The organism is Streptomyces sp. NPDC090083 (assembly GCF_044747445.1).
In the GTDB taxonomy this organism is placed as follows: domain Bacteria; phylum Actinomycetota; class Actinomycetes; order Streptomycetales; family Streptomycetaceae; genus Streptomyces.
Genome location: NZ_JBIVED010000008.1, coordinates 414,504 through 438,053, shown reverse-complemented (window position 1 = coordinate 438,053; position 23,550 = coordinate 414,504). Strand labels below are relative to the sequence as shown.

Here is a 23,550-nt window from a genome sequence, read left to right as displayed (position 1 = left end):
GATCTGTGTGCCGCTCTCGCCAACGGACCTGGGCCGAACGGGTGAGCAACCGGTGAGGAACAGGTAACCAGGGCGCGTCCGTGTCGACGGGAGTCCTGTGTGTGTCGACGTGGCTGCGGAGCGTGGCCGGAAGCCATCTCCTCCGGGCGCTGATACCCTGGTAGCCCGTGGACCGGTGGGCACAAAACCCCCGACCGCACTTCGAACCGCGACCACGGGAGCCCCCTCTTGGCCATGCCGCCCAAATCAACGACGACCAAGCACATCTTCGTCACCGGGGGTGTCGCCTCCTCGCTCGGCAAGGGCCTCACCGCCTCCAGCCTGGGCATGCTTCTCAAAGCGCGGGGCCTGCGCGTCGTGATGCAGAAGCTCGACCCGTATCTGAACGTCGATCCCGGCACGATGAACCCCTTCCAGCACGGTGAGGTGTTCGTCACCAACGACGGTGCCGAGACCGACCTCGACATCGGACACTACGAGCGTTTCCTCGACCGCGACTTGGACGGCAGTGCCAATGTCACTACAGGCCAGGTCTACTCGACGGTGATCGCCAAGGAGCGGCGCGGCGAGTACCTGGGCGACACCGTGCAGGTCATCCCGCACATCACCAACGAGATCAAGCACCGCATCCGGCGCATGGCGACCGACGAGGTCGACGTCGTCATCACGGAGGTCGGCGGTACGGTCGGCGACATCGAGTCGCTGCCCTTCCTCGAAACGGTCCGCCAGGTCCGCCACGAGGTCGGCCGGGACAACGTGTTCGTGGTGCACATCTCCCTCCTCCCGTACATCGGCCCCTCGGGAGAGCTGAAGACGAAGCCGACCCAGCACTCGGTCGCGGCCCTGCGCAACATCGGTATCCAGCCGGACGCCATCGTGCTCCGCTCCGACCGCGAGGTGCCGACCGCGATCAAGCGCAAGATCTCGCTGATGTGCGATGTCGACGAGGCCGCCGTCGTGGCCTGCCCCGACGCCCGCTCGATCTACGACATCCCGAAGACCGTGCACAGCGAGGGCCTGGACGCCTACGTCGTCCGCAAGCTGGACCTGCCGTTTCGGGACGTGGACTGGCGGACCTGGGACGACCTGCTCGACCGCGTCCACAACCCGCTGCACGAGATCAACCTCGCGCTGGTCGGCAAGTACATCGACCTGCCCGACGCCTACCTCTCGGTCACCGAGGCACTGCGCGCCGGCGGGTTCGCCAACAAGGCCCGCGTGAAGATCAAGTGGGTCACCTCGGACGACTGCAAGACCCCGGCCGGCGCCGCCAAGCAGCTCGCCGACGTGGACGCGATCTGCATCCCCGGCGGCTTCGGTGACCGCGGTGTGTCCGGCAAGGTCGGCGCCATCCAGTACGCCCGCGAGCACAAGATCCCGCTGCTCGGCCTCTGCCTCGGCCTCCAGTGCATCGTGATCGAGGCGGCGCGCAACCTCGCCGGCATCGCGGACGCCAACTCCACCGAGTTCGACGCGGCCACCGGCCACCCGGTCATCTCCACGATGGCCGAGCAGCTCGACATCGTCGCCGGCGAGGGCGACATGGGCGGCACCATGCGCCTGGGCATGTACCCGGCCAAGCTCGCCGAGGGCTCCATCGTGCGCGAGGTCTACGACGGCAAGGAGTACGTCGAGGAGCGGCACCGCCACCGCTACGAGGTGAACAACGCCTACCGCGCCGAGCTGGAGAAGAAGGCCGGGCTGCAGTTCTCCGGCACGTCTCCGGACGGCAAGCTCGTGGAGTACGTGGAGTACCCGCGCGAGGCGCATCCTTACCTCGTCGCGACGCAGGCCCACCCCGAGCTGCGCTCCCGCCCGACCCGGCCGCACCCGCTCTTCGCGGGCCTGGTCAAGGCGGCCGTGGCACGCAAGACGGGCGAGTAGCGAGGAGTACGAGGGTTGTACGGTGACCGGGGTGCGCGCCTTCAAGAGGTGTGCACCCCGGCCGTTTTCCAGGCGGCGCCCGTGAACGCGTGTTCCCGGGAACGTGTTTCGTGTACGTGTTTCGTGTACGTGTGGAGGGACAGCGCATGACGACGATCAAGGACACCCCGGAGGAGTGGGAGATCCGGGCGACCGCGACCCCCTTCGTCGGCAACAAGACCTCCGTGCGCACCGACGACGTGGTCATGCCCGGCGGCGCGGTCGCGCGCCGCGACTACCAGGTCCACCCCGGCTCCGTGGCCGTCCTCGCCCTCGACGAGACGGACCGGGTGCTGGTGATCAGGCAGTACCGCCACCCCGTACGGCAGAAGCTGTGGGAGATCCCGGCCGGACTGCTCGACATCCCTGGTGAGAACCCGCTGCACGCCGCCCAGCGCGAGCTGTACGAGGAGGCGCACGTCAAGGCTGAGGACTGGCGGGTGCTGACCGACGTCTACACCACGCCCGGCGGCTCCGACGAGGCGGTCCGCGTCTTCCTGGCCCGGGACCTGTCCGAGGCCGACGGACAGCGCTTCGAGGTCGAGGACGAGGAGGCCGACATGGAGCACGCGCGGGTGCCCGTCGACGACCTGGTCCGCGGGGTCCTCGCCGGCGAGCTGCACAACAACTGCCTCGTCGTCGGTGTCCTCGCCCTGCTCGCCGCCCGGCACGGCGAGGGCCTCGACGCGCTGCGCCCCGCCGGGGCGCCGTGGCCCGCGCGTCCCTTCGAGTCCTGAAGCCACGCGGGCCGAACCGGCAGCCGGCTTCAGGTCCGCCCGCGCCTCATCCTTGCCTCATCCTTTTCGCGCCGTCGTGCGTCCTCCGGTGTGACGATCGGCTGATCCGATCGGGGGACGTGCCCGCCGCGCTCCGCACGGATCGTCGCAGAGCGTGAACTAGGCTCTGGAAACACCCGATCCGGAGTCCCGGCGGGCAATGCGCGTGCAGTGGGACGGGAGTGTGGCCCGTGACGGATCAGGCGGTGGACACCGGCGGCGTGAAGCTGTCCGAGAACACTTCTACCGAGGGCCAATTCCTGGGCCGCGCAAGAGAGTTGAAGGAGCTGCGCGCCGACATCGAGCGCGCGGGCCTGGACACCATCGCCGGCCGCAAGGCACCCCGCGCCCGGGTCCTCCTCATCGCGGGCAAGCCCGGCTCGGGCCGCAGCGCGCTCGCCGCGGAACTCGCCCGGCAGGTCGCTGACCGTTACGAAGGCGGAATCCTCCGGGCCCGGCTCAGCGAGCCCGACGGCACCCCCGTCCCCACCGAACGCACCGCCCGCGAACTCCTCACCGCCCTGGAACTGCCGACCCCGGCCGGCGCCTCCGAGGACGACCTCTCGGACATCCTGCGCGAAGCCCTCACCGACCGCCGGGTGCTCCTCCTGCTGGACGACGCGGCCGACGCCGAACAGGTCGACGCGCTGCTCCCGGACTCCCCGGACTGCCTGGTCGTCGCCGTCTCCGGCGGCCCGCTCACCGGCATCGCCGACGTCCGCCCCTGCACCCTCGGCGGCCTCGACACCAAGTCCGCACTGGAACTCCTCACCCGCTACACCGGCGCGGTCCGCATCACCGTCGACCCGGTCGCCGCCGAGGGCCTCGTCGAGGTGTGCCAGTCCCAGCCCGCCGCGCTGACCCTGGCCGGCGGCTGGCTCGCCGCCCGCCCGCAGGCCGCCGTGGCCGACCTCGCCAAGCACCTGCACGCCGAGACCGAGGAGGGCACCCCCCTCAGCCGCGTCTTCCGGCTCGTCTACGGCTCCCTGCCGAGCCCCGCCGCCCGGATACTGCGACTGCTCTCCCTCGCCCCGGCCGGCCTGGTCGACCCGCAGACCGCCTCCGCGCTGGCCGGCTGCTCCGTCAGCGGCGCCCGCGCCACCCTGGACGACTTCGTCGACGCCGGCCTGCTGCGGGCCCTGGACTCGCCGCTCCCGCAGTACGAGGTCCCCGGCTGCCTCCAGCCCCTCCTGCACGCCCTCGCGGAGACCCAGGACCGTCCGGCCGAACTCCAGCTGGCCCGCGCCCGCATGCTGGAGCGCACCGTGCGGCTGCTGCAGTCCTGCCGTGCCATCACCGAGACGGACAGCCCGCAGGCCCGCGAGAAGCTTCTCGGGACGCCCCGCGCGCTGCGCTTCCCGACCCCCAGGGCCGCCGCCGACTGGCTCCGCGTCCGCCGGCCGGCCCTGCTCGCCTCGGCCCGCCTCGCGGTCGCCGACGGGGAGCTGGACACCCTCGCCCGACGCCTCATGTCCCAGCTCGTGCGGGCGATGGTGGCCCACGTCGGCACCCAGGCCGCGGCCCCCGAGCTGTACGGCATCCACCGGCTCGTCCTGGACGTGGCCGAGCGGCGGAACCTGCCCCGGGAGAAGGCCGCGGCGCTGCTCAACCTCGCCGACCTGGACGCGCAGACCGGCCGTACGACCGAGGCACTGGCCCGCTACCGGGCCGCGCTGGACGCCGGACGCGAAGCGAATGACCCGTACGCGACCGGCCGCGCGATGGAATCCGTAGGCGGCGCGCACCAGGAGCTCGGTGATCACGACCGGGCCGCCGACTGGTTCGGCCGGGCGCTCGCCCAGCGGCTGGCGCGGGACGAGCGCGCGGACGCCGCCCGGCTCTACGGCCGGATCGCCGCCGCGCACACCTACGCGGGCCGCTACGGCGAGGCGCTCAGGAACTGGCGGGCCGCCGTCGCCGGACACCGCAAGAACGGCGATGTCCCGGCCCAGGCGCGGGCGTTGAGCGAGCTGGCCCGGGTCCAGGAGTACGCGGGCCGTCCCGAGGAGTCCCTCGTCACCTGCCACGAGGCCGTCGAGTGGGCGCGCCGCGCGGAGGACGTACGGCTGCAGGCGGCGCTTCAGCTGCGGCTGGCCGACACCCTCGACCGGCTCGGAGACCCGGCGTCCGCGGCGCTGCACCGGGGGACCGCCGAGCGGATGCTCGGCGAGGAGATCGAGGGGATCGAGCGGGCCGATTCGGCCGCCGGATCCGCGGAATCTGCCTCCGAACCCTTGGAACAAGACGCTAACGCCTGCGAAATCCGTAGTACACCTGCGGAAGATTGATGCATTGAAAGGCTAGACACCGAGAACGCCTTCATTAGACTGGCTCTGCCGCACCTTCTCCTGCGGTCTCCTGGTGTGCTGTGTCATGCCCGGGTATGAGATGTATTGCCCCACACCCTCTGAGCCAAGGACCGTGATCGACGTGAAGGTCGGCATCCCCCGCGAGGTCAAGAACAACGAGTTCCGGGTGGCCATCACCCCCGCCGGCGTGCACGAGCTGGTGCGCCACGGCCACCAGGTCTTCATCGAGCAGAACGCCGGCGCCGGCTCCTCGATCACGGACGACGAGTACGTCTCGGCCGGCGCGCAGATCCTGGCCACCGCCGACGAGGTCTGGGCCACCACCGACCTGCTGCTCAAGGTCAAGGAGCCCATCGCCGAGGAGTACCACCGCCTCCGCAAGGACCAGACGCTCTTCACCTACCTGCACCTCGCCGCCTCCAAGGAGTGCACCGACGCGCTCGTCGAGTCCGGCACCACGGCGATCGCCTACGAGACGGTCGAACTGCCGGGCCGCGCCCTGCCGCTGCTCGCCCCGATGTCCGAGGTCGCGGGCCGGCTGGCCCCGCAGGTCGGCGCCTACCACCTGATGCGCTCGGTCGGCGGGCGCGGTGTCCTGCCCGGCGGTGTCCCCGGCACCCAGCCCGCGCGCGCCGTCGTCATCGGCGGCGGGGTCTCCGGCTGGAACGCCACGCAGATCGCCGTCGGCATGGGCTTCCACGTCACGCTCCTCGACCGCGACATCAACAAGCTCCGCGAGGCCGACAAGGTCTTCGGCACCAAGGTGCGGGCGATCATGTCCAACTCCTTCGAGCTGGAGAAGGCCGTCCTGGACGCCGACCTCGTCATCGGCGCGGTGCTCATCCCGGGCGCCAAGGCCCCGAAGCTGGTCACCAACGAACTCGTGGCGCGGATGAAGCCCGGAAGTGTTCTTGTCGACATCGCGATCGACCAGGGCGGCTGCTTCGAGGACTCGCGTCCCACCACCCACGCCGAGCCGACCTTCCCGGTCCACGACTCGGTCTTCTACTGCGTCGCCAACATGCCCGGCGCGGTGCCCAACACGTCGACCTACGCGCTCACCAACGCGACGCTCCCGTACATCGTGGAGCTCGCCAACCGCGGCTGGGCCGACGCGCTGCGACGTGATCCTGCTCTCGCCAAGGGTCTCAACACCCATGACGGCAAGGTGATTTACCGCGAGGTCGCCGAGGCGCACGGACTGGAGCACGTCGAGCTGGAATCGCTGCTCGGCTGAGCCTGCCGACCAAGTCACCGTTCAGTAAAAGGCGATACGTCAACACAGGTCGTCAACACCGCACGCCTGGCCGGACCTTGCCCGACAAGGTCCGGCCGGATGTGTGTATGGTCACTTTGCGGCACTCGGTCAACTCGCGCCGAACGTAACCCTTGAACCGATTCGTGCACCGGTGAAACCTGCCGTGCGACGGCCGTACGCCCTTGACAGAGGGATGTTTCATTGCCGACACATCGGGCCGGGTCCGGCGGATTGTGTTGCTGCGAACACCCGACACGCCATAGAGTCGCCAACCGTCGGCATGGTGCCACGCTGACCTATCGAGAAGTTCCCTGGTCACCAAGGAGGTAAGACGACTTGTGAATGAGTCGACATTTTCTCCCGGGGGTGGTCAACCAGGAATGCCTGCAAGGGGCCAGGAGCCCGCGGGGTTCGAGGCTGTCGGCTCCGTTGCGGTGCGCACCTTCGCAGCCCACCAGGGTCACCACAAGCCAGGGGTGACCCAGCCAGCACACCAGAGCATGGATGGCCATCACGTGAACGCCATGGCCGGCGACGGAAGGGGCGCGCCCCACAACCATTTCGCCGACTACGACGAACTGCCCGACGGGCACTTCTACGACCCCGACGCCGAGTACGAGCCCGATCCCGAGTACGCGGCCACACTCGCGCCCGACGCTGCCCGCCAGCGCCGCGAGCGCGTGGGCCCGACCGGACGCCCGCTGCCCTACTTCCCGATCCCGGGTCCGCTGACCAGTCACGGCCCCGCCACGATCATCGCGATGTGCAACCAGAAGGGCGGCGTCGGCAAGACGACGTCGACCATCAACCTGGGTGCCGCGCTCGCGGAGTACGGCCGGCGTGTACTGCTCGTCGACTTCGACCCGCAGGGCGCGCTGTCGGTCGGACTGGGCGTCAATCCGATGGAGTTGGACCTCACCGTCTACAACCTGCTCATGGAGCGGGGCATGTCGGCCGACGAGGTGCTGCTCAAGACAGCCGTCCCGAACATGGACCTGCTGCCCAGCAACATCGACCTGTCGGCCGCCGAGGTGCAGTTGGTGAGCGAGGTCGCGCGCGAGTCCACGCTGCAGCGGGCGCTGAAGCCGCTGATGGCCGACTACGACTACATCGTGATCGACTGCCAGCCCTCCCTCGGCCTGCTCACCGTGAACGCCCTGACGGCGGCGCACAAGGTGATCGTGCCGCTGGAGTGCGAGTTCTTCGCGCTGCGCGGTGTCGCCCTGCTGACGGAGACCATCGAGAAGGTCCAGGAGCGCCTCAACCCCGAGTTGGAGCTCGACGGGATCCTCGCCACGATGTACGACTCCCGCACCGTGCACAGCCGTGAGGTGCTCGCGCGCGTGGTCGAGGCGTTCGACGATCACGTCTACCACACGGTCATCGGGCGCACGGTGCGCTTCCCGGAGACCACGGTCGCCGGTGAGCCGATCACCACGTACGCCTCCAACTCCGTCGGTGCCGCCGCCTATCGCCAGCTCGCCAGGGAGGTGCTCGCCCGGTGTCACGCCGAGTGAGTCTGCCGGGGGCCGACGAACTGTTCCGTACGACAGGGGGGATGGCGCTCCAGTCATCCAGCCCCAGGCGCCCGGCCAACGGCGAGGCCAGGGTGCCGGCTCCGGCGGGGGAGAGCGATCCCGCCGCCGGGGAGGACGCCCCGCACTCCGTACCCGCCCAGGGCGGCGACGGCGAGGGGGCCGAGCACGTCGCGGCGGACGCGGACGGCGGGGAGTCCCGCAGCCGCGCCGCGGACGCCTCGGGGCGACGTCAGGACGCGCAGGAAGGTTCTGCCCAGCCCCGCAAGCAGCGCCAGCGGGCGCAGGCCCAGCGGCGCCCCAGCGGGCGGGAGCGGCACGACGAGAAGATCACCGTGTACGTCTCCGCCGAGGAACTGATCGACCTGGAGCACGCCCGGCTGATGCTCCGGGGTGAGCACGGCCTCGCGGTCGACCGCGGCCGGATCGTGCGGGAGGCGGTCGCCGTCGTGCTGGCCGATCTGGAGTCCCGCGGGGACGCGAGCATTCTCGTCCGCCGGCTTCGCGGGCGGTAGCGGTAGCCTGCGGGGGCCATGACCTCGAACGACGCTCCCGCTCCCGGCGCACCTGCCGGCCGCAGGCGTGCGCTGGGCAGGGGGCCGGGCGCGGCTCCCGAACCCGAGGCGCCGGTCGCCGTGGCGGAACCGGAGCCCGAGGCCGTCGTGGCGGAGCCCGTGGGGGCTGTCGAGGAGCCTGGGGTGCCCGGTGCGGAGGCCGAAGAGGCCGATGACGGGGTCTTCAAGGTTCGGCTCGCGAACTTCGAGGGGCCGTTCGACCTTCTCCTCCAGCTGATCTCGAAGCACAAGCTGGATGTGACCGAGGTGGCGCTGTCCAAGGTCACCGACGAGTTCATGGCGCACATCAGGGCGATGGGGCCCGACTGGGACCTGGACCAGACGACCGAGTTCCTCGTCGTCGCGGCGACCCTGCTGGATCTGAAGGCGGCGCGGCTGCTGCCGGCCGCCGAGGTCGAGGACGAGGCCGATCTCGCGCTGCTGGAGGCCCGGGACCTGCTGTTCGCGCGGTTGCTGCAGTACCGGGCGTACAAGCAGATCGCCGACATCTTCAACCGGCGCCTCGACGAGGAGGCCCGGCGCTACCCCCGGACCGTCGGCCTCGAACCGCACCACGCCGAACTGCTGCCCGAGGTCGTCATCCGGATCGGACCCGAGGGCTTCGCCAGGCTCGCCGTGAAGGCCATGCAGCCCAGGCCCAAGCCGCAGGTGTACGTCGACCACATCCACGCGCCGCTCGTCAGCGTGCAGGAGCAGGCCGGGATCGTCGTCGCGCGGCTGCGGGAGCTCGGCGAGGCCAGCTTCAGCGTGCTCGTCGAGGACACGGACGACACCCTGACCGTCGTGGCGCGGTTCCTCGCGCTGCTGGAGCTGTACCGGGAGAAGGCCGTCGCGCTGGACCAGGAGACCGCGCTCGGGGATCTCGTCGTGCGCTGGACCGGTGGGGAGGGGGAGGGCGAGCCCGTGGTCACGGACGAGTTCGACCGGCCGCCCGAGCCGGTCACGGAGACCAAGGAGGAGTCGGCGTGAGCGAGGAGACCACGGGGGTCCCGGCGAGCCCGTCCGGCGTCGCGGAGCTCGACCTCAAGCCCGCCCTGGAGGCCGTCCTCATGGTCGTGGACGAGCCCGCGACCGAGGAACACCTCGCGAAAATACTCCAGCGGCCCAGACGGCGGATCGCGGACGCGCTGCGCGAGCTGGCCGACGAGTACACCGTCCAGGGGCGCGGCTTCGAGCTGCGGCTGATCGCGGGCGGATGGCGGTTCTACTCCCGGCCCGCGTTCGCGCCGGCCGTCGAGGGCTTCGTCCTGGACGGCCAGCAGGCCCGGCTCACCCAGGCGGCCCTGGAGACCCTGGCGGTCGTCGCGTACCGCCAGCCGGTCAGCCGCAGCCGGGTCTCGATGGTCCGCGGAGTCAACTGCGACGGTGTGATGCGCACCCTGTTGCAGCGCGGTCTCGTCGAGGAGGCGGGCACGGAACCCGAAACAGGTGCGATCCTGTACGTGACGACGAACTACTTTCTGGAGCGGATGGGCCTGCGGGGCCTGGACGAGCTCCCGGAGCTCGCGCCCTTCCTCCCTGAGGCCGAGGCGATCGAGGCGGAGACGCTGGAAGGAGTCCCGTCGTTCGATCCGGATGCACCGGATGCAGACGCAGACGACACGACGACGACGGAACTTTGATGCGAAGCAGTGGCAGTGGCAGTGGCAGGAACAGCGGCGGCGGACGCGGCAACCCCCGGGGGACCGGTGGGGGCGGCAACCCCCGCGGTTCCGGCGCGGGCGGCAACTCCCGGGGATCCGGCGGGGGCGGCTCCCAGCCCAGGGGTGCGGGCGGGCGCGACGACAGGCCGAAGCGCGCGGGCAAGCCCCGTCCCGAGGAGCGCCGCTACGACGTAGGCCCCACGGGATCCCACGAGGGCCCCAAGTCCGGGCGCGGTGCCTCCGCGCGCGGCGGTGCCAAGGGCGGCCCCAAGCAGGGCCAGGGCACCGGGCGCGGACGCTGGGCGCCGGCGACCTCGCGTGAGTACGACGCGCGGGCCGAGGAGCGCAACCGGGAGCGGTACGCGGGCAAGAAGGACGTGAAGCTGCCCAAGACCTTCCCGGGCGCGGAGCAGGAGGGCGAGCGCCTGCAGAAGGTCCTCGCGCGCGCGGGCTACGGCTCCCGGCGCTCCTGCGAGGAGCTGATCGAGCAGTCCCGCGTCGAGGTCAACGGCGAGATCGTGGTCGAGCAGGGGCTGCGCGTCGACCCCGAGCACGACGAGATCAAGGTCGACGGGCTGACGGTGGCGACGCAGTCGTACCAGTTCTTCTCGCTGAACAAGCCCGCCGGTGTCGTCGCGACGATGGAGGACCCCGAGGGCCGCCAGTGCCTGGGCGACTACGTCACCAACCGTGAGACGCGTCTCTTCCACGTCGGCCGGCTCGACACCGAGACCGAGGGTGTGATCCTGCTCACCAACCACGGCGAGCTGGCGCACCGGCTGACCCACCCCAAGTACGGCGTGAAGAAGACCTACCTCGCGCACATCGTGGGCCCGATCCCGCGCGACCTGGGCAAGCAGCTCAAGGACGGCATCCAGCTGGAGGACGGGTACGCGCGAGCGGACCACTTCCGCGTGGTCGAGCAGACCGGCAAGAACTACCTGGTCGAGGTGACCCTCCACGAGGGCCGCAAGCACATCGTCCGCCGCATGCTCGCGGAGGCCGGCTTCCCGGTCGACAAGCTGGTCCGGGTCTCCTTCGGCCCGATCACCCTCGGCGACCAGAAGTCGGGCTGGCTGCGCCGCCTGTCGAACACCGAGGTCGGCATGCTGATGCAGGAGGTCGACCTCTAGGCCCCGTATGCCACGGCGCGCTCGTGACGGCCGGTCCCGGACTCTCCGGGGCCGGCCGTTTCGTTCTCGCCGGGTGCCGGGGGTTGCGCCGGACCGCACCCACTCTTTATGGTCGTACTGACTATTAAGGGGGGTGGTTGTTCATGACCACGACACCGGGCTACGACAAGTACGCCTTCGAACCGTTCGCCGTCACCGCGGACCTCGCCGTCCTCACCATCCGCGACGGCACCCTGCACGTCCTGCTCGTCGAGCGCGCGCAGGAGCCGTACGCCGGACACTGGGCGCTCCCGGGCGGCTTCGTGTCACCCGACGAGTCCGCCGAGACGGCCGCCCGGCGCGAACTCGCCGAGGAGACCGGCCTGTCGGACGTCTCCGGGCTGCACCTGGAACAACTGCGCACCTACAGCGAACCCGACCGCGACCCCCGCATGCGGGTCGTCACCGTGGCCTTCGCCGCACTGCTGCCCGACCCGCCCGAACCGCGCGCCGGCAGCGACGCGGCACAGGCCCGCTGGCTGCCCTACGACACGCTCGGGCCGCTCGCCTTCGACCACGACCGGATCCTCGCCGACGCGCACGAACGGGTCGGCGCCAAGCTGGAGTACAGCTGCCTCGCCACCGCCTTCTGCCCGCAGGAGTTCACGCTCGGCGAGCTGCAGCAGGTCTACGAGACCGTGTGGGGCGCGGAGTTGGACCGGCCCAACTTCCGCCGCAAGGTGCTCGCCACACCGGGCTTCGTCGAACCGGTGCCCGGCGCGGCCAAGTTGACGGGCGGCCGCGGCAAACCGGCCGCGCTGTACCGCGCCGGGCCCGCCGACGCCCTGTACCCACCCCTGCTCCGGCCGACCCGGGAAGGACCGTCCGCATGACCTCGACGACCGTCAACAAGCGTGCTGCCACCGGGGCGTTGACCGGTCTCGCGCTCGGGGACGCGCTGGGCTTCCCGACCGAGTTCAACGCCGTGCCCGACATCCTCGCCACGTGCGGCCCCTGGCGCGAGATGGAGCTGCCGAGACCCGCGATCGTCACCGACGACACGCAGATGACCCTCGCGCTGGGCCGCGGACTGCGCACCGCCCTGGAACAAGGGCCGCTCGGACCCCGGCGGATGGCGCGCCCGGTACGCGAGGAGTTCGTGGACTGGTACCGGTCACCGGACAACAACCGCGCCCCCGGCCGGACGTGTCTCGTCGCCTGCGACCTGCTGACGGACGAGCGCCGGGCCTGGCAGGACGCAAGCCAGATCGGTTCCAAGGGCTGCGGCGCCAACATGCGCGTCGCGCCGATCGGACTCGTCCCCGGCCTCGACGACGAACAGCGGTCCGGCGCCGCCCAGTTGCAGTCCGCGCTGACCCACGGCCACCCGACCGCCCTCGCCGCGTCCGACCTCACCGCGCACGCCGTACGGCTGCTCGCGCAGGGCGCGGAACCGACCGGACTGGTCGGGCTGCTGCGCTCGTACGCCGTCGGGAACCGCACCCGGTACCAGGAGCGCTGGCTCGGCGACCTGTGGACCCGGAGCCACGACCCCTCGCCCGGGGACTTCATCGCGCGCGGCTGGGACGAGTGCCTGGAGATCCTCGGCCGGCTGGAGAAAGCGGTGCGGACCGTCTCCCCGGAGACCGACCCGTGCCTGGCCACCGGCGCGGGCTGGATCGCCGAAGAGGCGCTGGCCACCGGGCTGTTGTGCTTCCTGCTCTTCGTGGAGGAGCCCGTGACCGCGCTGCGGCGGGCCGCCTGCACGTCCGGCGACTCGGACTCGATCGCCTGTCTCACGGGGGCGTTCGCGGGAGCCCACCTCGGGGCGGACGCCTGGCCGGAGGAGTGGGCCGGTCGGATCGAGTACCGGGAGGAGCTGCTGGAACTCGGCAGGCTCTGGGACGCGTGACGTCTCACCCCGCCGGGACGGCGGCCGACGCGCGGCGGACCCGGAGCAGGAAGTCCTCCACGCGGGACCGGTCCGGTTCCGGCGGGAGCGGGGAGACGGCGGCTGCCCGGTCCGTCTCCCCGGCCAGCCGGGTCATCCAGGACTCGACCTCCGGCCAGGGGACCTCGCCGCGTTTCACGGACAGCAGGGCCTCCCGCCGGTCGCCCACGTCGATCGTCAGGGCGCCCGTGCGGAGCAGGTCACGGGCGCTCGTCAGGAGACGGAGCAGGTGCATCGCGTGCTTCCAGCGAGGAGCGCCGTGCACGCGGAAGTCGGCCTCCAGCTTCTTCCGCTGGCCCAACGCGTAGCGCGTGAACGTCTCGTGGACCTGCCGGGAGAGGAACGCCTCGCGCAGGTCGAGGAGTTCGCGGCCGGTGGCGTCGATGTGCTCGACGAGGGGCGAGTGGAGGCACTCCAGGATGTTGGGGTTCGCGCGTAGCGCCAGCTCGCAGAAGCGCTCCAGCTCCCAGCTGAACTGCTCCTCCGCCGGGCCCTCGATGTGCGTCGGCGGCTTCTCGAAGCGCCAGAACAGGGGAGTGGGGGCGAGGAACACGCCCCGGCGGTCCGTGTCACTGCCGTCCGTCGCCAGGCCGAAGGCGCGTGAGCCCATCACACAGGCGTAGATCGTGTGGTCGCGGACCAGGTGTTCGAACGGCATGTCCGGAGCGTACGCGGCGGCTCACGCCAGGCGGATCGAATTTCCCTTCACCTCGATCCGCTCGGCGGGCAGCGGCTTCGGAGCCGGGCCCGCCGCCACGGAACCGTCCGCGATGCGGTACTTGCTGCCGTGGCACGGGCAGTCGATGGTGCCGTCCGCGACCGTGCCCACGGTGCAGCCCTGGTGGGTGCAGATCGCGGAGAAGGCCTTGAACTCGTCCTTCTCCGGCTGGGTGACGACGATCTTCCGGTCCTTGAAGATCTTGCCGCCGCCGACGGGGATGTCGGCCGTCTTCGCCAACTCCTGCCCGCCGGACGCCTTCACGGACGACGAGCCCGAGGAGTCGTTGCCGTCGCCGTACTTGCTGCAGCCGGCGGTGAGCGCGGCGGCGGCACCCGTCACCAGGACCGTGCGGCGCGTCGAGCTGTCGGTCATGCGGTCACTCCGAACGTGGTCGTCATACGGGTCCCTGCGACGGTGGCCGGGCCGTGCCGTGCCGTGGCTACGACGGCGGTCATGTCGTCACTCCGGCGATGGTCATGTGGTCACTCCGACGGTGCGGAAGAACCAGAGGGCGGACGTCAGCCAGATCAGCGCGAGGGCGGTGAAGACCAGTCCGCCGACCAGCGGCAGCAGCCAGCCGGGCAGGCGCTCCGAGCGGAGCAGCAGCATCTTGGCACTGAAGGCGCCGAAGAACGCGCACCCCAGGACGGAATGCCACATCACGCGTGTCGAGTACGACTGGTACCCGAACGCGTAGAGGCAGTGCACGGCCACCGGCACCGCCACCAGGAACGCGATCCGCCCCGACCAGCGGTGCAGCGCCGGCGCCCACCCCGGGCCCGGGAGCCTGCCGTAGACCATGAAGGCCGATACGACCTGGACGAGGGCGAAGAGGAACGCGGTCGTCGCCAGCCAGGACTTGACCGCGCCCGTGCTGCTGAAGCCGGCCAGGTTGAAGGCGGTGCCGGCCGGGTCGTGGACCTTGCCGTAGACACCGAGGCCGATGGCCACGGCGGCGGCCACGAGGGCGGGGACCAGGTAGCGGGCGGGGCTGTCGTGGGGGCGCGCGGGCGGGCGTGGCGGGTAGGCCTGGGTGGCGGAGTTCGGGTCGACGGTCATGAGCGGCTCCCTGAGGCGGCCGGTGGGTCAGGGGGTGACGGGGTGTGCGGTGAGCCGCTGTCCGTCGACCGTGACCGCGCCGGTCTCCGGGTCGATACGGGGTGCGGAGGCGGCCTTGCCGTCGCGGGTGACGATGCCGGTCTGACGGCCGTTCGGGAGCACGACCCAGCCGGCGTCGATCTTCGCGCCGCGCACCTTCGCGGTCGCGCGCCAGAGCCCGGAGGGCCTGACCGCCTTGGCCGCGGTGAACGCGTAGTGCCGGCCCTCGTCCCGGACCGCGCCGCGGATCCTGTCGCCCTGACCGATCGTGCCGTCGAGTACGGCGCCGTTCGGGGCGGTCAGCCTCATGGCGCCGTTGTCGTTCACCCGGCCCCTGAGCCAGGCCTCCTTGTAGCGGCCGTCGCAGAAGTACGCGACCGCCTTGCCGTCGCGGACCGATACGGCGACCGAGGCCGCGTCGTCGTCGGTGCGGCCGGCGTAGTCGGCGTTCGGCACGGCGGGCCGTGTCGGAGCCGGGTCGGCGGTGGCAGTGGGGCCGGGAGCGGGAGTCAGGGTGGACGTGGAGGGCCGGGGCGCGGACGGTGACGGTGGCTTCCCGCTGTACGAGGACGATGCCGTCCTCGTCCCCGACGTCACGTTGAGCGTCAGCATGAACAGGGCGAGCACCAGGCCCGCCAGAAGGGTGAGCAGTGGTCCGGGACGCTTCACTGAGGGCCTCCCCCGAGGCGGGCTTCCAGCCCATGAGAGCGGACTCGGCGCCGCGGGTAAAGAGGCAAACCGGGATGATCTCACCCCGAGTAGCGGAGCTCGGCGATCCGGGTGACATTGGCAGGGTGCGAGGCCGGGCCCCGACCAGCGGCCGGCCGTTCTCGAAAGGCGCGTGCCATGGCGGGCAACGATCTCGGCAGTCTTCTCGGCGGTCTTCTGGGCGGATCGGGCGGCGGGAGCCAGGGCGCTTCCGGCAGCGGCAACATCCTGGGCGCACTGCTCTCGGCCCTCGGCGGGAGCCAGAGCGGCAGCGGTGGCAGCGGCGGCGGGAGCAATCCGCTGGGCGGACTGCTGGACATGCTCACCAAGTCCGGTCTGACCGAGCAGAAGGACTCCTGGGTCGGCACCGGGCAGAACCAGTCCGTCACCGCCGCCCAGATCCAGCAGGCGCTGCCCGACGACACCCTGCAGAAGGTCGCCGAACAGGCCGGGGTCACCCCGGAGCAGGCCGCCGGCGACCTCGCGCAGACGCTGCCCCAGGCCGTCGACAGACTCACCCCCCAGGGGCAGGTGCCGCAGGCCGCCTCGCTGGAGGAACTGGTCCGGCAGCAGTCCCTGTGACCGTCTCGGTGGGCGGGCGCCGCGCACCGGCACCGGACCGGCTGACTACGCTGGATGCACCAACAGCCGTACATCAGCGAGGAGCAGAGCCGTGGCGGTACGAGCGGTCCGGGGCGCCGTCCAACTGGACAGGGACGAGGCCGGCCACATGTCCGACCAGGTCGGGGCGCTGCTCACCGCCGTCCTGGAGCGCAACGGCCTCACCGCCGACGACCTGATCAGCGTGTGGTTCACGGCGACGCCCGATCTGCACAGCGACTTCCCGGCCGCCGCCGCGCGCAAGCTCGGCGAAGGCTTCGCGGACGTACCGCTGATCTGCGCGCAGGAACTCGACATCGAGGGCGCCATGCCCCGCGTGGTCCGCGTCCTCGCGCACATCGAGTCCGACCGGCCCCGCGCCGACATCGCGCACGTCTACCTCGGCGCGGCGGCCGCCCTCCGCAAGGACATCGCCCAGTGAGGACCGCGATCGTCATCGGGACGGGCCTGATCGGCACGTCCGCCGCGCTCACCCTCACCTCGCGCGGAGTGGCCGTGCACCTCGCCGACCACGACCCCGAGCAGGTCCGGATGGCGGTGGCGCTCGGCGCCGGGACCGACGAGGAGCCCGACGGGCCCGTCGACCTCGCGATCGTCGCCGCGCCGCCCGCACTGGCCGCGGACGTCGTCGCCGACGCGATGCGGCGGGGGGTCGCCCGGGGCTACCTCGACGTGGCCAGCGTCAAGGGCGGACCGCGCCGGGAACTGGAGGCGCTCGGGCTCGACCTCTCGTCGTACATCGGCACGCATCCCATGTCGGGGCGCGAGAAGTCGGGGCCGCTGGCCGCCACCGGTGACCTGTTCGAGGGGCGCCCCTGGGTGCTGACGCCCACGCGGGACACCGACACCGAGGTGCTGAACCTCGCCCTGGAACTGGTCTCCTACTGCCGTGCGGTGCCGGTCGTCATGGACGCGGACGCGCACGACCGGGCCGTCGCGCTGGTCTCCCACATGCCCCACCTGGTGTCCAGCATGGTCGCCGCCCGGCTGGAGAACGCCGAGGAGGCCGCCGTACGGCTGTGCGGGCAGGGGATCAGGGACGTGACGCGGATCGCCGCGTCCGACCCCCGGATGTGGATCGACATCCTCTCCGCGAACCCCGGGCCGGTGGCCGACCTGCTGACGGATCTCTCCGGGGACCTGGAGGAGACCGTGCGGGCGCTGCGGGCCCTGCAGTCCTCCGACGCGGGGGAGCGGCACCAGGGGGCGAAGGGGGTCGAGGACGTGCTGCGGCGGGGGAACGCGGGGCAGGTCCGGGTGCCCGGCAAGCACGGGTCCGCTCCGCGGGCCTACGAGGTGGTCGCGGTACTGATCGACGACCAGCCCGGGCAGCTGGCCCGGATCTTCGCGGACGCGGGGATGGCGGGGGTCAACATCGAGGATGTGCGGATCGAGCATGCGACCGGACAGCAGGCGGGGCTCGTGCAGTTGTGGGTGGAGCCCAAGGCTGTGCCCGTGCTGACGGCTGCGTTGCGGGAGCGGGGTTGGGCCATCCGGCAGTAGGTGCGGGTGGGGTGGGGCTCGCGTCCTCCGGGGGCTCCCGCCCCCAGACCCCCGGTCGGCCCTGAAGGGGCCTCGTCCTCAAACGCCGGACGGGCTGATGGTGCGCGTCCTGTGCCGGAGAGGCGGTGGTCGTTCGCAGTGGTCGATCGGCTCGGTCCGTGGGCAGGGGGGCGGTCCGGCCGGACGAGTGACGCGCACCCAGTAACCTTGTGCGGGGCGCACTCGCGTCTCCACCCCGCTCACCACCCCGCACCAGGAAGGTGTCCTCCCGTGGAAAACGGCGCCGCCCGGACCGCCCCGGCAGTGATTGTCGCCATCGACGGCCCCTCCGGCACGGGCAAGTCGAGCACGTCGAAGGCCGTGGCGGCGCAGCTCGGGCTGAGCTACCTCGACACCGGCGCGCAGTACCGGGCGATCACCTGGTGGATGGTGAGCAACGGGATCGACATCACCGACCCCACCGCGATCGCCGACGCGGCGGGCAAGGCGGACATCGTCTCGGGCACCGACCCGGCGAACCCGACGATCAGCGTCGACGGCGTGGACGTGGCCGGCCCGATCCGGACGCAGGAGGTCACCTCCAAGGTCAGCGCGGTCAGCGCGGTGCCCGAGGTGCGGGCCAGGATCACCGAGCTGCAGCGGACGCTGGCCGCCGAGGCCGAGCACGGGATCGTCGTCGAGGGGCGGGACATCGGGACGACCGTGCTGCCCGACGCCGATCTGAAGATCTTCCTCACCGCCTCCCCGGAGGCGCGTGCCGCCCGCCGCAGCGGTGAGCTGAAGAGCGCCGACGTACAGGCCACCCGCGAGGCGCTGCTGAAGCGCGACGCGGCCGACTCCTCCCGCAAGACCTCGCCGCTCGCGAAGGCGGACGACGCCGTCGAGGTGGACACCTCCGACCTCACGCTCCAGCAGGTCATCGAGTGCGTCGTCACCCTCGTCGGGGAGAAGCGGGCCGCCAAGTGACCGCACCATCCGAGCGGGGCGCCGACGTCGGACGGCGCATCGGCGTCGGCCTGATGTACGGGCTGTGGAAGCCGCGTGTGCTGGGTTCCTGGAAGGTCCCCGCGACCGGCCCGGTGATCCTCGCCGTCAACCACTCGCACAACATCGACGGCCCGATGGTCATGGGCGTGGCACCCCGGCCGACGCACTTCCTCATCAAGAAGGAGGCGTTCGTCGGCCCGCTCGACCCCTTCCTGCTCGCCATCGGCCAGCTGAAGGTGGACCGGTCCGTCGCCGACCGTTCGGCGATCACCCGGGCGCTGGACGTGCTGACCGGCGGCGGGGTCCTCGGCATCTTCCCCGAGGGCAGCCGCGGCGAGGGCGACTTCGCCTCGCTGCGCGCCGGGCTCGCCTACTTCGCGGTCCGCAGCGGCGCCCCGATCGTGCCGGTGGCCGTGCTGGGCAGCGCCGAGAAGAGCGGACGACTCATAAAGGCGCTGCCCCCGCTGCGCTCCCGCGTCGACGTCGTCTTCGGCGACCCGTTCGAGGCGGGCGACGGCTCCGGCCGCCGTACGCGCAAGGCACTGGACGAGGCGACCGAGCGCATCCAGAAGCAGCTGGCCGCCCACCTGGACGACGCCAGGCGCCTCACCGGGCGCTAAGAGACACTTGAGTACTTGAGTAGTGGATCACCCGAAATCCGGGAGGCTCCACCGATCACCACGATGAACGAGGTACCGACTTCATGAACGACCAGATCCAGCCCGACGGCTCCGGTGAGGAGTACGACCACGGGGCGCTCGGCGACGCCGAGTACGCGGAGTTCATGGAGCTCGCCGCCGTGGAGGGCTTCGACGTCGAGGACGTCGAGGGAGCCATCGAGGAGGCCGGTCACGGGCCGCTGCCCGTCCTCGCCGTCGTCGGCCGGCCGAACGTCGGCAAGTCGACTCTCGTCAACCGCATCATCGGCCGCCGTGAAGCCGTCGTCGAGGACAAGCCCGGCGTCACGCGTGACCGGGTGACCTACGAGGCCGAGTGGGCCGGGCGTCGGTTCAAGGTCGTCGACACCGGCGGCTGGGAGCAGGACGTCCTCGGCATCGACGCCTCCGTCGCCGCGCAGGCCGAGTACGCGATCGAGGCCGCCGACGCGGTCGTCTTCGTCGTCGACGCCAAGGTCGGCGCCACCGACACCGACGAGGCCGTCGTCCGGCTGCTGCGCAAGGCCGGCAAGCCCGTCGTGCTCGCCGCCAACAAGGTGGACGGGCTGAGCGGTGAGTCCGATGCGGCCTACCTGTGGTCGCTCGGCCTCGGTGAGCCGCACCCCGTCTCGGCGCTGCACGGGCGCGGCACCGGCGACATGCTGGACGCCGTCCTGGAGGCGCTGCCGGAGGCGCCCGAGCAGACCTTCGGCACCGCGGTCGGCGGGCCCCGCCGGATCGCGCTGATCGGCCGTCCGAACGTCGGCAAGTCCTCTCTGCTGAACAAGGTGGCCGGCGAGGAGCGCGTGGTCGTCAACGAGATCGCCGGCACCACCCGCGACCCGGTCGACGAGCTGATCGAACTCGGCGGTGTCACCTGGAAGTTCGTCGACACGGCGGGCATCCGCAAGCGCGTCCACCTCCAGCAGGGCGCCGACTACTACGCCTCGCTGCGCACCGCCGCCGCCGTCGAGAAGGCGGAGGTCGCGGTCATCCTGATCGACGCCTCCGAGAACATCTCGGTGCAGGACCAGCGCATCGTCACCATGGCCGTCGAGGCGGGCCGCGCGATCGTCCTCGCCTTCAACAAGTGGGACACGCTCGACGAGGAGCGCCGCTACTACCTGGAGCGCGAGATCGAGACCGAGCTGGCCCAGGTCGCGTGGGCGCCCCGGGTCAACATCTCGGCGCGCACCGGCCGCCACATGGAGAAGCTGGTCCCGGGCATCGAGACCGCCCTCGCGGGCTGGGAGACGCGCGTCCCCACGGGCCGGCTGAACGCGTTCCTGGGCGAGTTGGTCGCGGCCCACCCGCACCCGATCCGCGGCGGCAAGCAGCCCCGCATCCTCTTCGGCACCCAGGCGGGCACCAAGCCCCCGCGCTTCGTCCTCTTCGCCTCCGGCTTCATCGAGGCGGGCTACCGCCGCTTCATCGAGCGCCGTCTGCGCGAGGAGTTCAGCTTCGAGGGCACCCCGATCCACATCTCGGTCCGGGTCCGCGAGAAGCGCGGCAAGAAGAAGTAGCCGCGTGGACGGCCGCACGGCTGTTCATGGGTGTCGCACGACGAAGAGGGCGGTCCCGGTCTCGACCGGGGCCGCCCTCCTCCGTGGTGCGTCAGATGCCTCGGCGCGGGCCGGGCGGCAGGGCCGCCGGGATGTGGTGCATCCCGGTGTGGCCGTGCTGGTGCTGCTGCTGGGCGATCTGGCCGAGCTGCCCGACGCGCTGCCACTGCGACTGCTGCCGGGCGCTGTACGCCCCCGCGCTGTACGCGCTGTACGAGCCCCCGCCCAGGGACCCCCCGGCCACGGAACCCCCGCCGAACGTGCCGGTGCTGTGCGGGCTGTGGCCGAAGGCGGTGAAGCCCAGCTCCTCCTCGCCGCTGCGGTCACCCGGCAGTGAGCGGAAGGTCTTGACCCACTCCGCGTAGAGCCGGTCGTAGATCGGCGTGGCCGAGGGACCGCCGGGGCTGTCCCGGTCCGCTCGCGAGGACGGGATCGGCTGGTAGTGCCGGCTGCGGGGTACGTCGTATGCGTGCACGTATGTCCAAACGACGCGTGACCTGAAGGGATGCGGCTCAGGTGCCCGCGAGCGGGAGTGCGGAGCCGACCAACTGGCCGCCCGCCGCTGCCTTGTCCAGGGCGCTGCGCAGCAGGTCCTCGCGGGGCTGGCGGCCGATGGAGCCGACCGGTGCCGCGAACATCAGCACCTGCTGGTGCTTGTTGGCGGCGGCCCGCCAGCTGTCGGTGACCTGGAGCGGCTGGTGCGCCTGCCACCAGGCCACCGGGGAACCGCCGTTGGCGCTCGGCTGGAGCACCGCGTGCAGCTGGCCCGCGGCGAGCAGCACCGACCAGCCGTGCAGCACGGGCGGCACGGTGGTGATCTCGCTGAGCGGCATGAAGCCCTGCTCGATCAGCAGCGGCAGGAAGTCGTCCCCGACGCCGGTCGAGCCGGGCCGCACGATCGGCGCCGTCGGCTCGACGACCAGGGCGGGGTGCAACTCCCCTGAGATCAGGACGAGTCCGCTGGTCACCCCGAGCACGGCCTGCTCGGGTACGGCCCGCTCCGGTTCGCCGGCCGGGGCGTGCGCGTTGCCGCTGATGGAGCGGACCGCGCCCTGCAGCTGCTCCTCGGTGACCTGCACGACCTGCGAGGGCAGGCAGGTGGCGTGGGCGAAGGCGAGGACGGCGGTCTCGTCGCCGATGAACAGGACGGTGCTGGTGCGCTCCTGTTCGGAGTCGCCCTGGGTGCGGCACGACGTGCAGTCGTAACTGCCCGGGGCGTTGTCTCCGGCGAGCAGCCGGTCGGCTTCATCGTCGCCGATCTCGGCGCGTACGTCGTCGCTGACGTCGAGCATGCGCGGCACGGGTGGCTCCCTCGGAATGCGGTGCCCGGTGGGTCCCGGGCTCATGCAGATGACAACGGAGGATCTGTGGCGGGGGTCACGCTTCGGAGCGAACCGAATCGAACCAACCGACGCGGACGGTCACAACGCGCACGGAATTCGCCACTCCCTGTCAACTGACCGAAAGGTCAAGGGAGTTGGTCGCGTGAACCGGGTCACAGCGCGTGTCGGCAACTGGTCGCAAAATCGTGAAATCGGCGGATGTAGTGGGTGGCCGAAAAGTGACGATACCCTCGGTAACAGTGAACTGGCCTGCGGCGACGGGCAGTTGGTCGACATCGACTCGTTGACCTCCGTACATTCCTCCGCCGTGTGCAGCGAGCACCGCTCGGGACACGTCCGTCGGCCGAACAAGCCAGCAGTCAGCACGACTTCCGACGGACGGGGACGGGCGCGGACACCACGTCGATGCGTGGGAGCCGCGGACCGCCCTGGGGGACCCCGGGTTGTTGGAGAGGGAACTACATGTCCGAATGTGCCGATACCACTCGCGAGAACGCTCATAAGTCCCCCATGGGGCAGGCGCGTACGACGGCGGTCCTCGCCGGGGCGGCCCTGCTCGCCCCCCTCGGACTGCTGGCCGCAAGCGGCAACGCCGCGGCGGCCGACAGCGGGGTGTGGGACCGCATCGCCCAGTGCGAGAGCGGCGGCAACTGGCACATCAACACCGGCAACAGCTACTACGGGGGACTCCAGTTCTCCGCCGGAACCTGGCGCGCCTACGGCGGCACGGCCTACGCGGCCACCGCGGACCAGGCCTCCAGGTCCGAGCAGATCGCCGTTGCCACCAAGGTCCAGCGCGCCCAGGGATGGGGCGCCTGGCCGGTCTGCTCGGTACGGGCCGGAGCGAGCGGCGGCGCACCAGCCGCCTCGTCCGGCACGGTGACCGAGAAGGCCACCAAGTCCACGAGGACCACGAAGAAGCCGGCCACCGGGTCGACGACGAGGAAGGCGACCCCGTCGAAGCCCGCGAAGACACCGGCCCGCGGGACGAACAACGCCTCGCGCGGCACCTCCCGCGGCGACTACACCGTCCGCGCGGGCGACACCCTGAGCGGCATCGCCGCCCAGCACGGGACCACCTGGCGGAAGGTCTACGCCGCCAACAAGGCCGTCATCGGCGGTGACCCCGACCTGATCATGCCCGGGCAGCAGCTCGACCTCTGAGCCGCCCGGCCCGCCCCGCCCCCGTCCGGTCCCCCGACCGGACGGGGGCGCGCGTCACTCCCGTTCGCCGGCGGCCGTGGCGGACGCGGGCCCCGATGCCGGCGG

Annotated in this window: 24 protein-coding genes; 18 read left to right on the top strand and 6 right to left on the bottom strand. The window is 71.4% G+C overall.

Annotated elements, in window-relative coordinates; all coding sequences use genetic code 11:
- Positions 1–234: 234 nt before the first annotated feature.
- From ACIPTO_RS28485 to ACIPTO_RS28435, 11 genes are all read left to right on the top strand, one after another.
- Positions 235–1,884 (top strand): CTP synthase, encoded by a 1,650-nt coding sequence (locus ACIPTO_RS28485; RefSeq protein WP_352180126.1) that lies wholly within the window; start codon positions 235–237, stop codon positions 1,882–1,884.
- Between the two features lie 146 nt (positions 1,885–2,030).
- A complete protein-coding gene (locus ACIPTO_RS28480) occupies positions 2,031–2,660 on the top strand; it encodes an NUDIX hydrolase (protein ID WP_366321625.1) in 630 nt (209 codons plus the stop codon).
- 230 nt (positions 2,661–2,890) lie between these two features.
- The gene (locus ACIPTO_RS28475; RefSeq protein ID WP_401196757.1) at positions 2,891–4,987 is read left to right on the top strand and encodes a tetratricopeptide repeat protein; all 2,097 of its coding nucleotides are present in this window, start codon (positions 2,891–2,893) and stop codon (positions 4,985–4,987) included.
- Between the two features lie 142 nt (positions 4,988–5,129).
- Positions 5,130–6,245, top strand: a complete 1,116-nt coding sequence (gene ald / locus ACIPTO_RS28470; RefSeq protein WP_366321669.1) for an alanine dehydrogenase — start codon at positions 5,130–5,132, stop codon at positions 6,243–6,245.
- A gap of 401 nt (positions 6,246–6,646) precedes the next feature.
- Positions 6,647–7,783 (top strand): ParA family protein, encoded by a 1,137-nt coding sequence (locus ACIPTO_RS28465; RefSeq protein WP_078532803.1) that lies wholly within the window; start codon positions 6,647–6,649, stop codon positions 7,781–7,783.
- Positions 7,768–8,316 (top strand): hypothetical protein, encoded by a 549-nt coding sequence (locus tag ACIPTO_RS28460; protein WP_328832331.1) that lies wholly within the window; start codon positions 7,768–7,770, stop codon positions 8,314–8,316. The genes ACIPTO_RS28465 and ACIPTO_RS28460 overlap by 16 nt, the downstream gene beginning before the upstream one ends.
- An 18-nt stretch (positions 8,317–8,334) precedes the next feature.
- On the top strand, positions 8,335–9,345 hold the full coding sequence (locus tag ACIPTO_RS28455) for a segregation and condensation protein A (protein ID WP_401196754.1): 1,011 nt from the start codon (positions 8,335–8,337) through the stop codon (positions 9,343–9,345).
- The gene (gene scpB, locus ACIPTO_RS28450; protein WP_352180130.1) at positions 9,342–9,998 is read left to right on the top strand and encodes an SMC-Scp complex subunit ScpB; all 657 of its coding nucleotides are present in this window, start codon (positions 9,342–9,344) and stop codon (positions 9,996–9,998) included. Before ACIPTO_RS28455 ends, scpB begins: the two co-directional genes overlap by 4 nt.
- On the top strand, positions 9,998–11,152 hold the full coding sequence (locus ACIPTO_RS28445) for a pseudouridine synthase (RefSeq protein WP_401196752.1): 1,155 nt from the start codon (positions 9,998–10,000) through the stop codon (positions 11,150–11,152). The genes scpB and ACIPTO_RS28445 overlap by 1 nt, the downstream gene beginning before the upstream one ends.
- A gap of 143 nt (positions 11,153–11,295) precedes the next feature.
- Positions 11,296–12,024, top strand: a complete 729-nt coding sequence (locus ACIPTO_RS28440) for an NUDIX hydrolase (protein WP_401196749.1) — start codon at positions 11,296–11,298, stop codon at positions 12,022–12,024.
- Entirely contained in the window at positions 12,021–13,043 is a 1,023-nt protein-coding gene (locus ACIPTO_RS28435; protein WP_401196747.1) for an ADP-ribosylglycohydrolase family protein, read from the top strand. Before ACIPTO_RS28440 ends, ACIPTO_RS28435 begins: the two co-directional genes overlap by 4 nt.
- Positions 13,044–13,047: 4 nt before the next feature.
- Here ACIPTO_RS28435 and ACIPTO_RS28430 read toward each other — a convergent pair whose 3' ends face one another.
- From ACIPTO_RS28430 to ACIPTO_RS28415, 4 genes are all read right to left on the bottom strand, one after another.
- On the bottom strand, positions 13,048–13,740 hold the full coding sequence (locus ACIPTO_RS28430; protein WP_401196744.1) for a DNA polymerase beta superfamily protein: 693 nt from the start codon (positions 13,738–13,740) through the stop codon (positions 13,048–13,050).
- A gap of 21 nt (positions 13,741–13,761) precedes the next feature.
- On the bottom strand, positions 13,762–14,175 hold the full coding sequence (locus ACIPTO_RS28425) for a Rieske (2Fe-2S) protein (RefSeq protein ID WP_401196742.1): 414 nt from the start codon (positions 14,173–14,175) through the stop codon (positions 13,762–13,764).
- Positions 14,176–14,277: 102 nt separating this feature from the next.
- Positions 14,278–14,862, bottom strand: coding sequence for a DUF6529 family protein (locus ACIPTO_RS28420; protein ID WP_366321609.1), 585 nt, complete (start codon positions 14,860–14,862; stop codon positions 14,278–14,280).
- Positions 14,863–14,889: 27 nt separating this feature from the next.
- On the bottom strand, positions 14,890–15,570 hold the full coding sequence (locus tag ACIPTO_RS28415) for a hypothetical protein (protein WP_401196739.1): 681 nt from the start codon (positions 15,568–15,570) through the stop codon (positions 14,890–14,892).
- Positions 15,571–15,747: 177 nt separating this feature from the next.
- Between ACIPTO_RS28415 and ACIPTO_RS28410 the strand changes: the two genes are divergently transcribed.
- The 6 genes from ACIPTO_RS28410 (at position 15,748) to der (ending at position 20,899) form a co-directional block, all read left to right on the top strand.
- A complete protein-coding gene (locus ACIPTO_RS28410; RefSeq protein ID WP_401196736.1) occupies positions 15,748–16,191 on the top strand; it encodes a YidB family protein in 444 nt (147 codons plus the stop codon).
- 91 nt (positions 16,192–16,282) lie between these two features.
- Positions 16,283–16,651, top strand: coding sequence for a chorismate mutase (gene aroH, locus ACIPTO_RS28405; protein ID WP_401196734.1), 369 nt, complete (start codon positions 16,283–16,285; stop codon positions 16,649–16,651).
- A complete protein-coding gene (locus ACIPTO_RS28400) occupies positions 16,648–17,733 on the top strand; it encodes a prephenate dehydrogenase (protein WP_366321601.1) in 1,086 nt (361 codons plus the stop codon). The genes aroH and ACIPTO_RS28400 overlap by 4 nt, the downstream gene beginning before the upstream one ends.
- 270 nt (positions 17,734–18,003) lie before the next feature.
- Positions 18,004–18,699, top strand: a complete 696-nt coding sequence (cmk, locus tag ACIPTO_RS28395) for a (d)CMP kinase (protein WP_366321599.1) — start codon at positions 18,004–18,006, stop codon at positions 18,697–18,699.
- Positions 18,700–18,752: 53 nt separating this feature from the next.
- A complete protein-coding gene (locus ACIPTO_RS28390) occupies positions 18,753–19,340 on the top strand; it encodes a lysophospholipid acyltransferase family protein (protein ID WP_401196784.1) in 588 nt (195 codons plus the stop codon).
- Between the two features lie 83 nt (positions 19,341–19,423).
- Positions 19,424–20,899: a ribosome biogenesis GTPase Der gene (gene der / locus ACIPTO_RS28385; protein WP_401196731.1), complete on the top strand. Its 1,476-nt coding sequence runs from the start codon at positions 19,424–19,426 to the stop codon at positions 20,897–20,899.
- Between the two features lie 91 nt (positions 20,900–20,990).
- On the opposite strand, the gene ACIPTO_RS28380 is transcribed toward der, so the two are convergent.
- Entirely contained in the window at positions 20,991–21,413 is a 423-nt protein-coding gene (locus ACIPTO_RS28380) for a hypothetical protein (protein ID WP_401196728.1), read from the bottom strand.
- Positions 21,414–21,450: 37 nt separating this feature from the next.
- Positions 21,451–22,239 (bottom strand): hypothetical protein, encoded by a 789-nt coding sequence (locus ACIPTO_RS28375; protein WP_366321593.1) that lies wholly within the window; start codon positions 22,237–22,239, stop codon positions 21,451–21,453.
- Positions 22,240–22,743: 504 nt separating this feature from the next.
- Between ACIPTO_RS28375 and ACIPTO_RS28370 the strand changes: the two genes are divergently transcribed.
- Positions 22,744–23,445: a transglycosylase family protein gene (locus tag ACIPTO_RS28370; RefSeq protein ID WP_366321591.1), complete on the top strand. Its 702-nt coding sequence runs from the start codon at positions 22,744–22,746 to the stop codon at positions 23,443–23,445.
- Positions 23,446–23,550 lie beyond the last annotated feature (105 nt).

Excerpts from the sequence above, each read along its gene's own strand:
- ACIPTO_RS28485 (WP_352180126.1), top strand. The coding sequence starts at position 235 with ATGCCGCCCAAATCAACGACGACCAAGCACATCTTCGTCACCGGGGGT.
- ACIPTO_RS28480 (WP_366321625.1), top strand. The coding sequence starts at position 2,031 with ATGACGACGATCAAGGACACCCCGGAGGAGTGGGAGATCCGGGCGACC.
- ACIPTO_RS28465 (WP_078532803.1), top strand. The coding sequence starts at position 6,647 with ATGCCTGCAAGGGGCCAGGAGCCCGCGGGGTTCGAGGCTGTCGGCTCC.
- ACIPTO_RS28455 (WP_401196754.1), top strand. The coding sequence starts at position 8,335 with ATGACCTCGAACGACGCTCCCGCTCCCGGCGCACCTGCCGGCCGCAGG.
- ACIPTO_RS28445 (WP_401196752.1), top strand. The coding sequence starts at position 9,998 with ATGCGAAGCAGTGGCAGTGGCAGTGGCAGGAACAGCGGCGGCGGACGC.
- ACIPTO_RS28440 (WP_401196749.1), top strand. The coding sequence starts at position 11,296 with ATGACCACGACACCGGGCTACGACAAGTACGCCTTCGAACCGTTCGCC.
- ACIPTO_RS28435 (WP_401196747.1), top strand. The coding sequence starts at position 12,021 with ATGACCTCGACGACCGTCAACAAGCGTGCTGCCACCGGGGCGTTGACC.
- ACIPTO_RS28430 (WP_401196744.1), bottom strand. The coding sequence starts at position 13,740 with ATGCCGTTCGAACACCTGGTCCGCGACCACACGATCTACGCCTGTGTG.
- ACIPTO_RS28425 (WP_401196742.1), bottom strand. The coding sequence starts at position 14,175 with ATGACCGACAGCTCGACGCGCCGCACGGTCCTGGTGACGGGTGCCGCC.
- ACIPTO_RS28420 (WP_366321609.1), bottom strand. The coding sequence starts at position 14,862 with ATGACCGTCGACCCGAACTCCGCCACCCAGGCCTACCCGCCACGCCCG.
- ACIPTO_RS28410 (WP_401196736.1), top strand. The coding sequence starts at position 15,748 with ATGGCGGGCAACGATCTCGGCAGTCTTCTCGGCGGTCTTCTGGGCGGA.
- ACIPTO_RS28390 (WP_401196784.1), top strand. The coding sequence starts at position 18,753 with ATGTACGGGCTGTGGAAGCCGCGTGTGCTGGGTTCCTGGAAGGTCCCC.
- der (WP_401196731.1), top strand. The coding sequence starts at position 19,424 with ATGAACGACCAGATCCAGCCCGACGGCTCCGGTGAGGAGTACGACCAC.
- ACIPTO_RS28370 (WP_366321591.1), top strand. The coding sequence starts at position 22,744 with ATGTCCGAATGTGCCGATACCACTCGCGAGAACGCTCATAAGTCCCCC.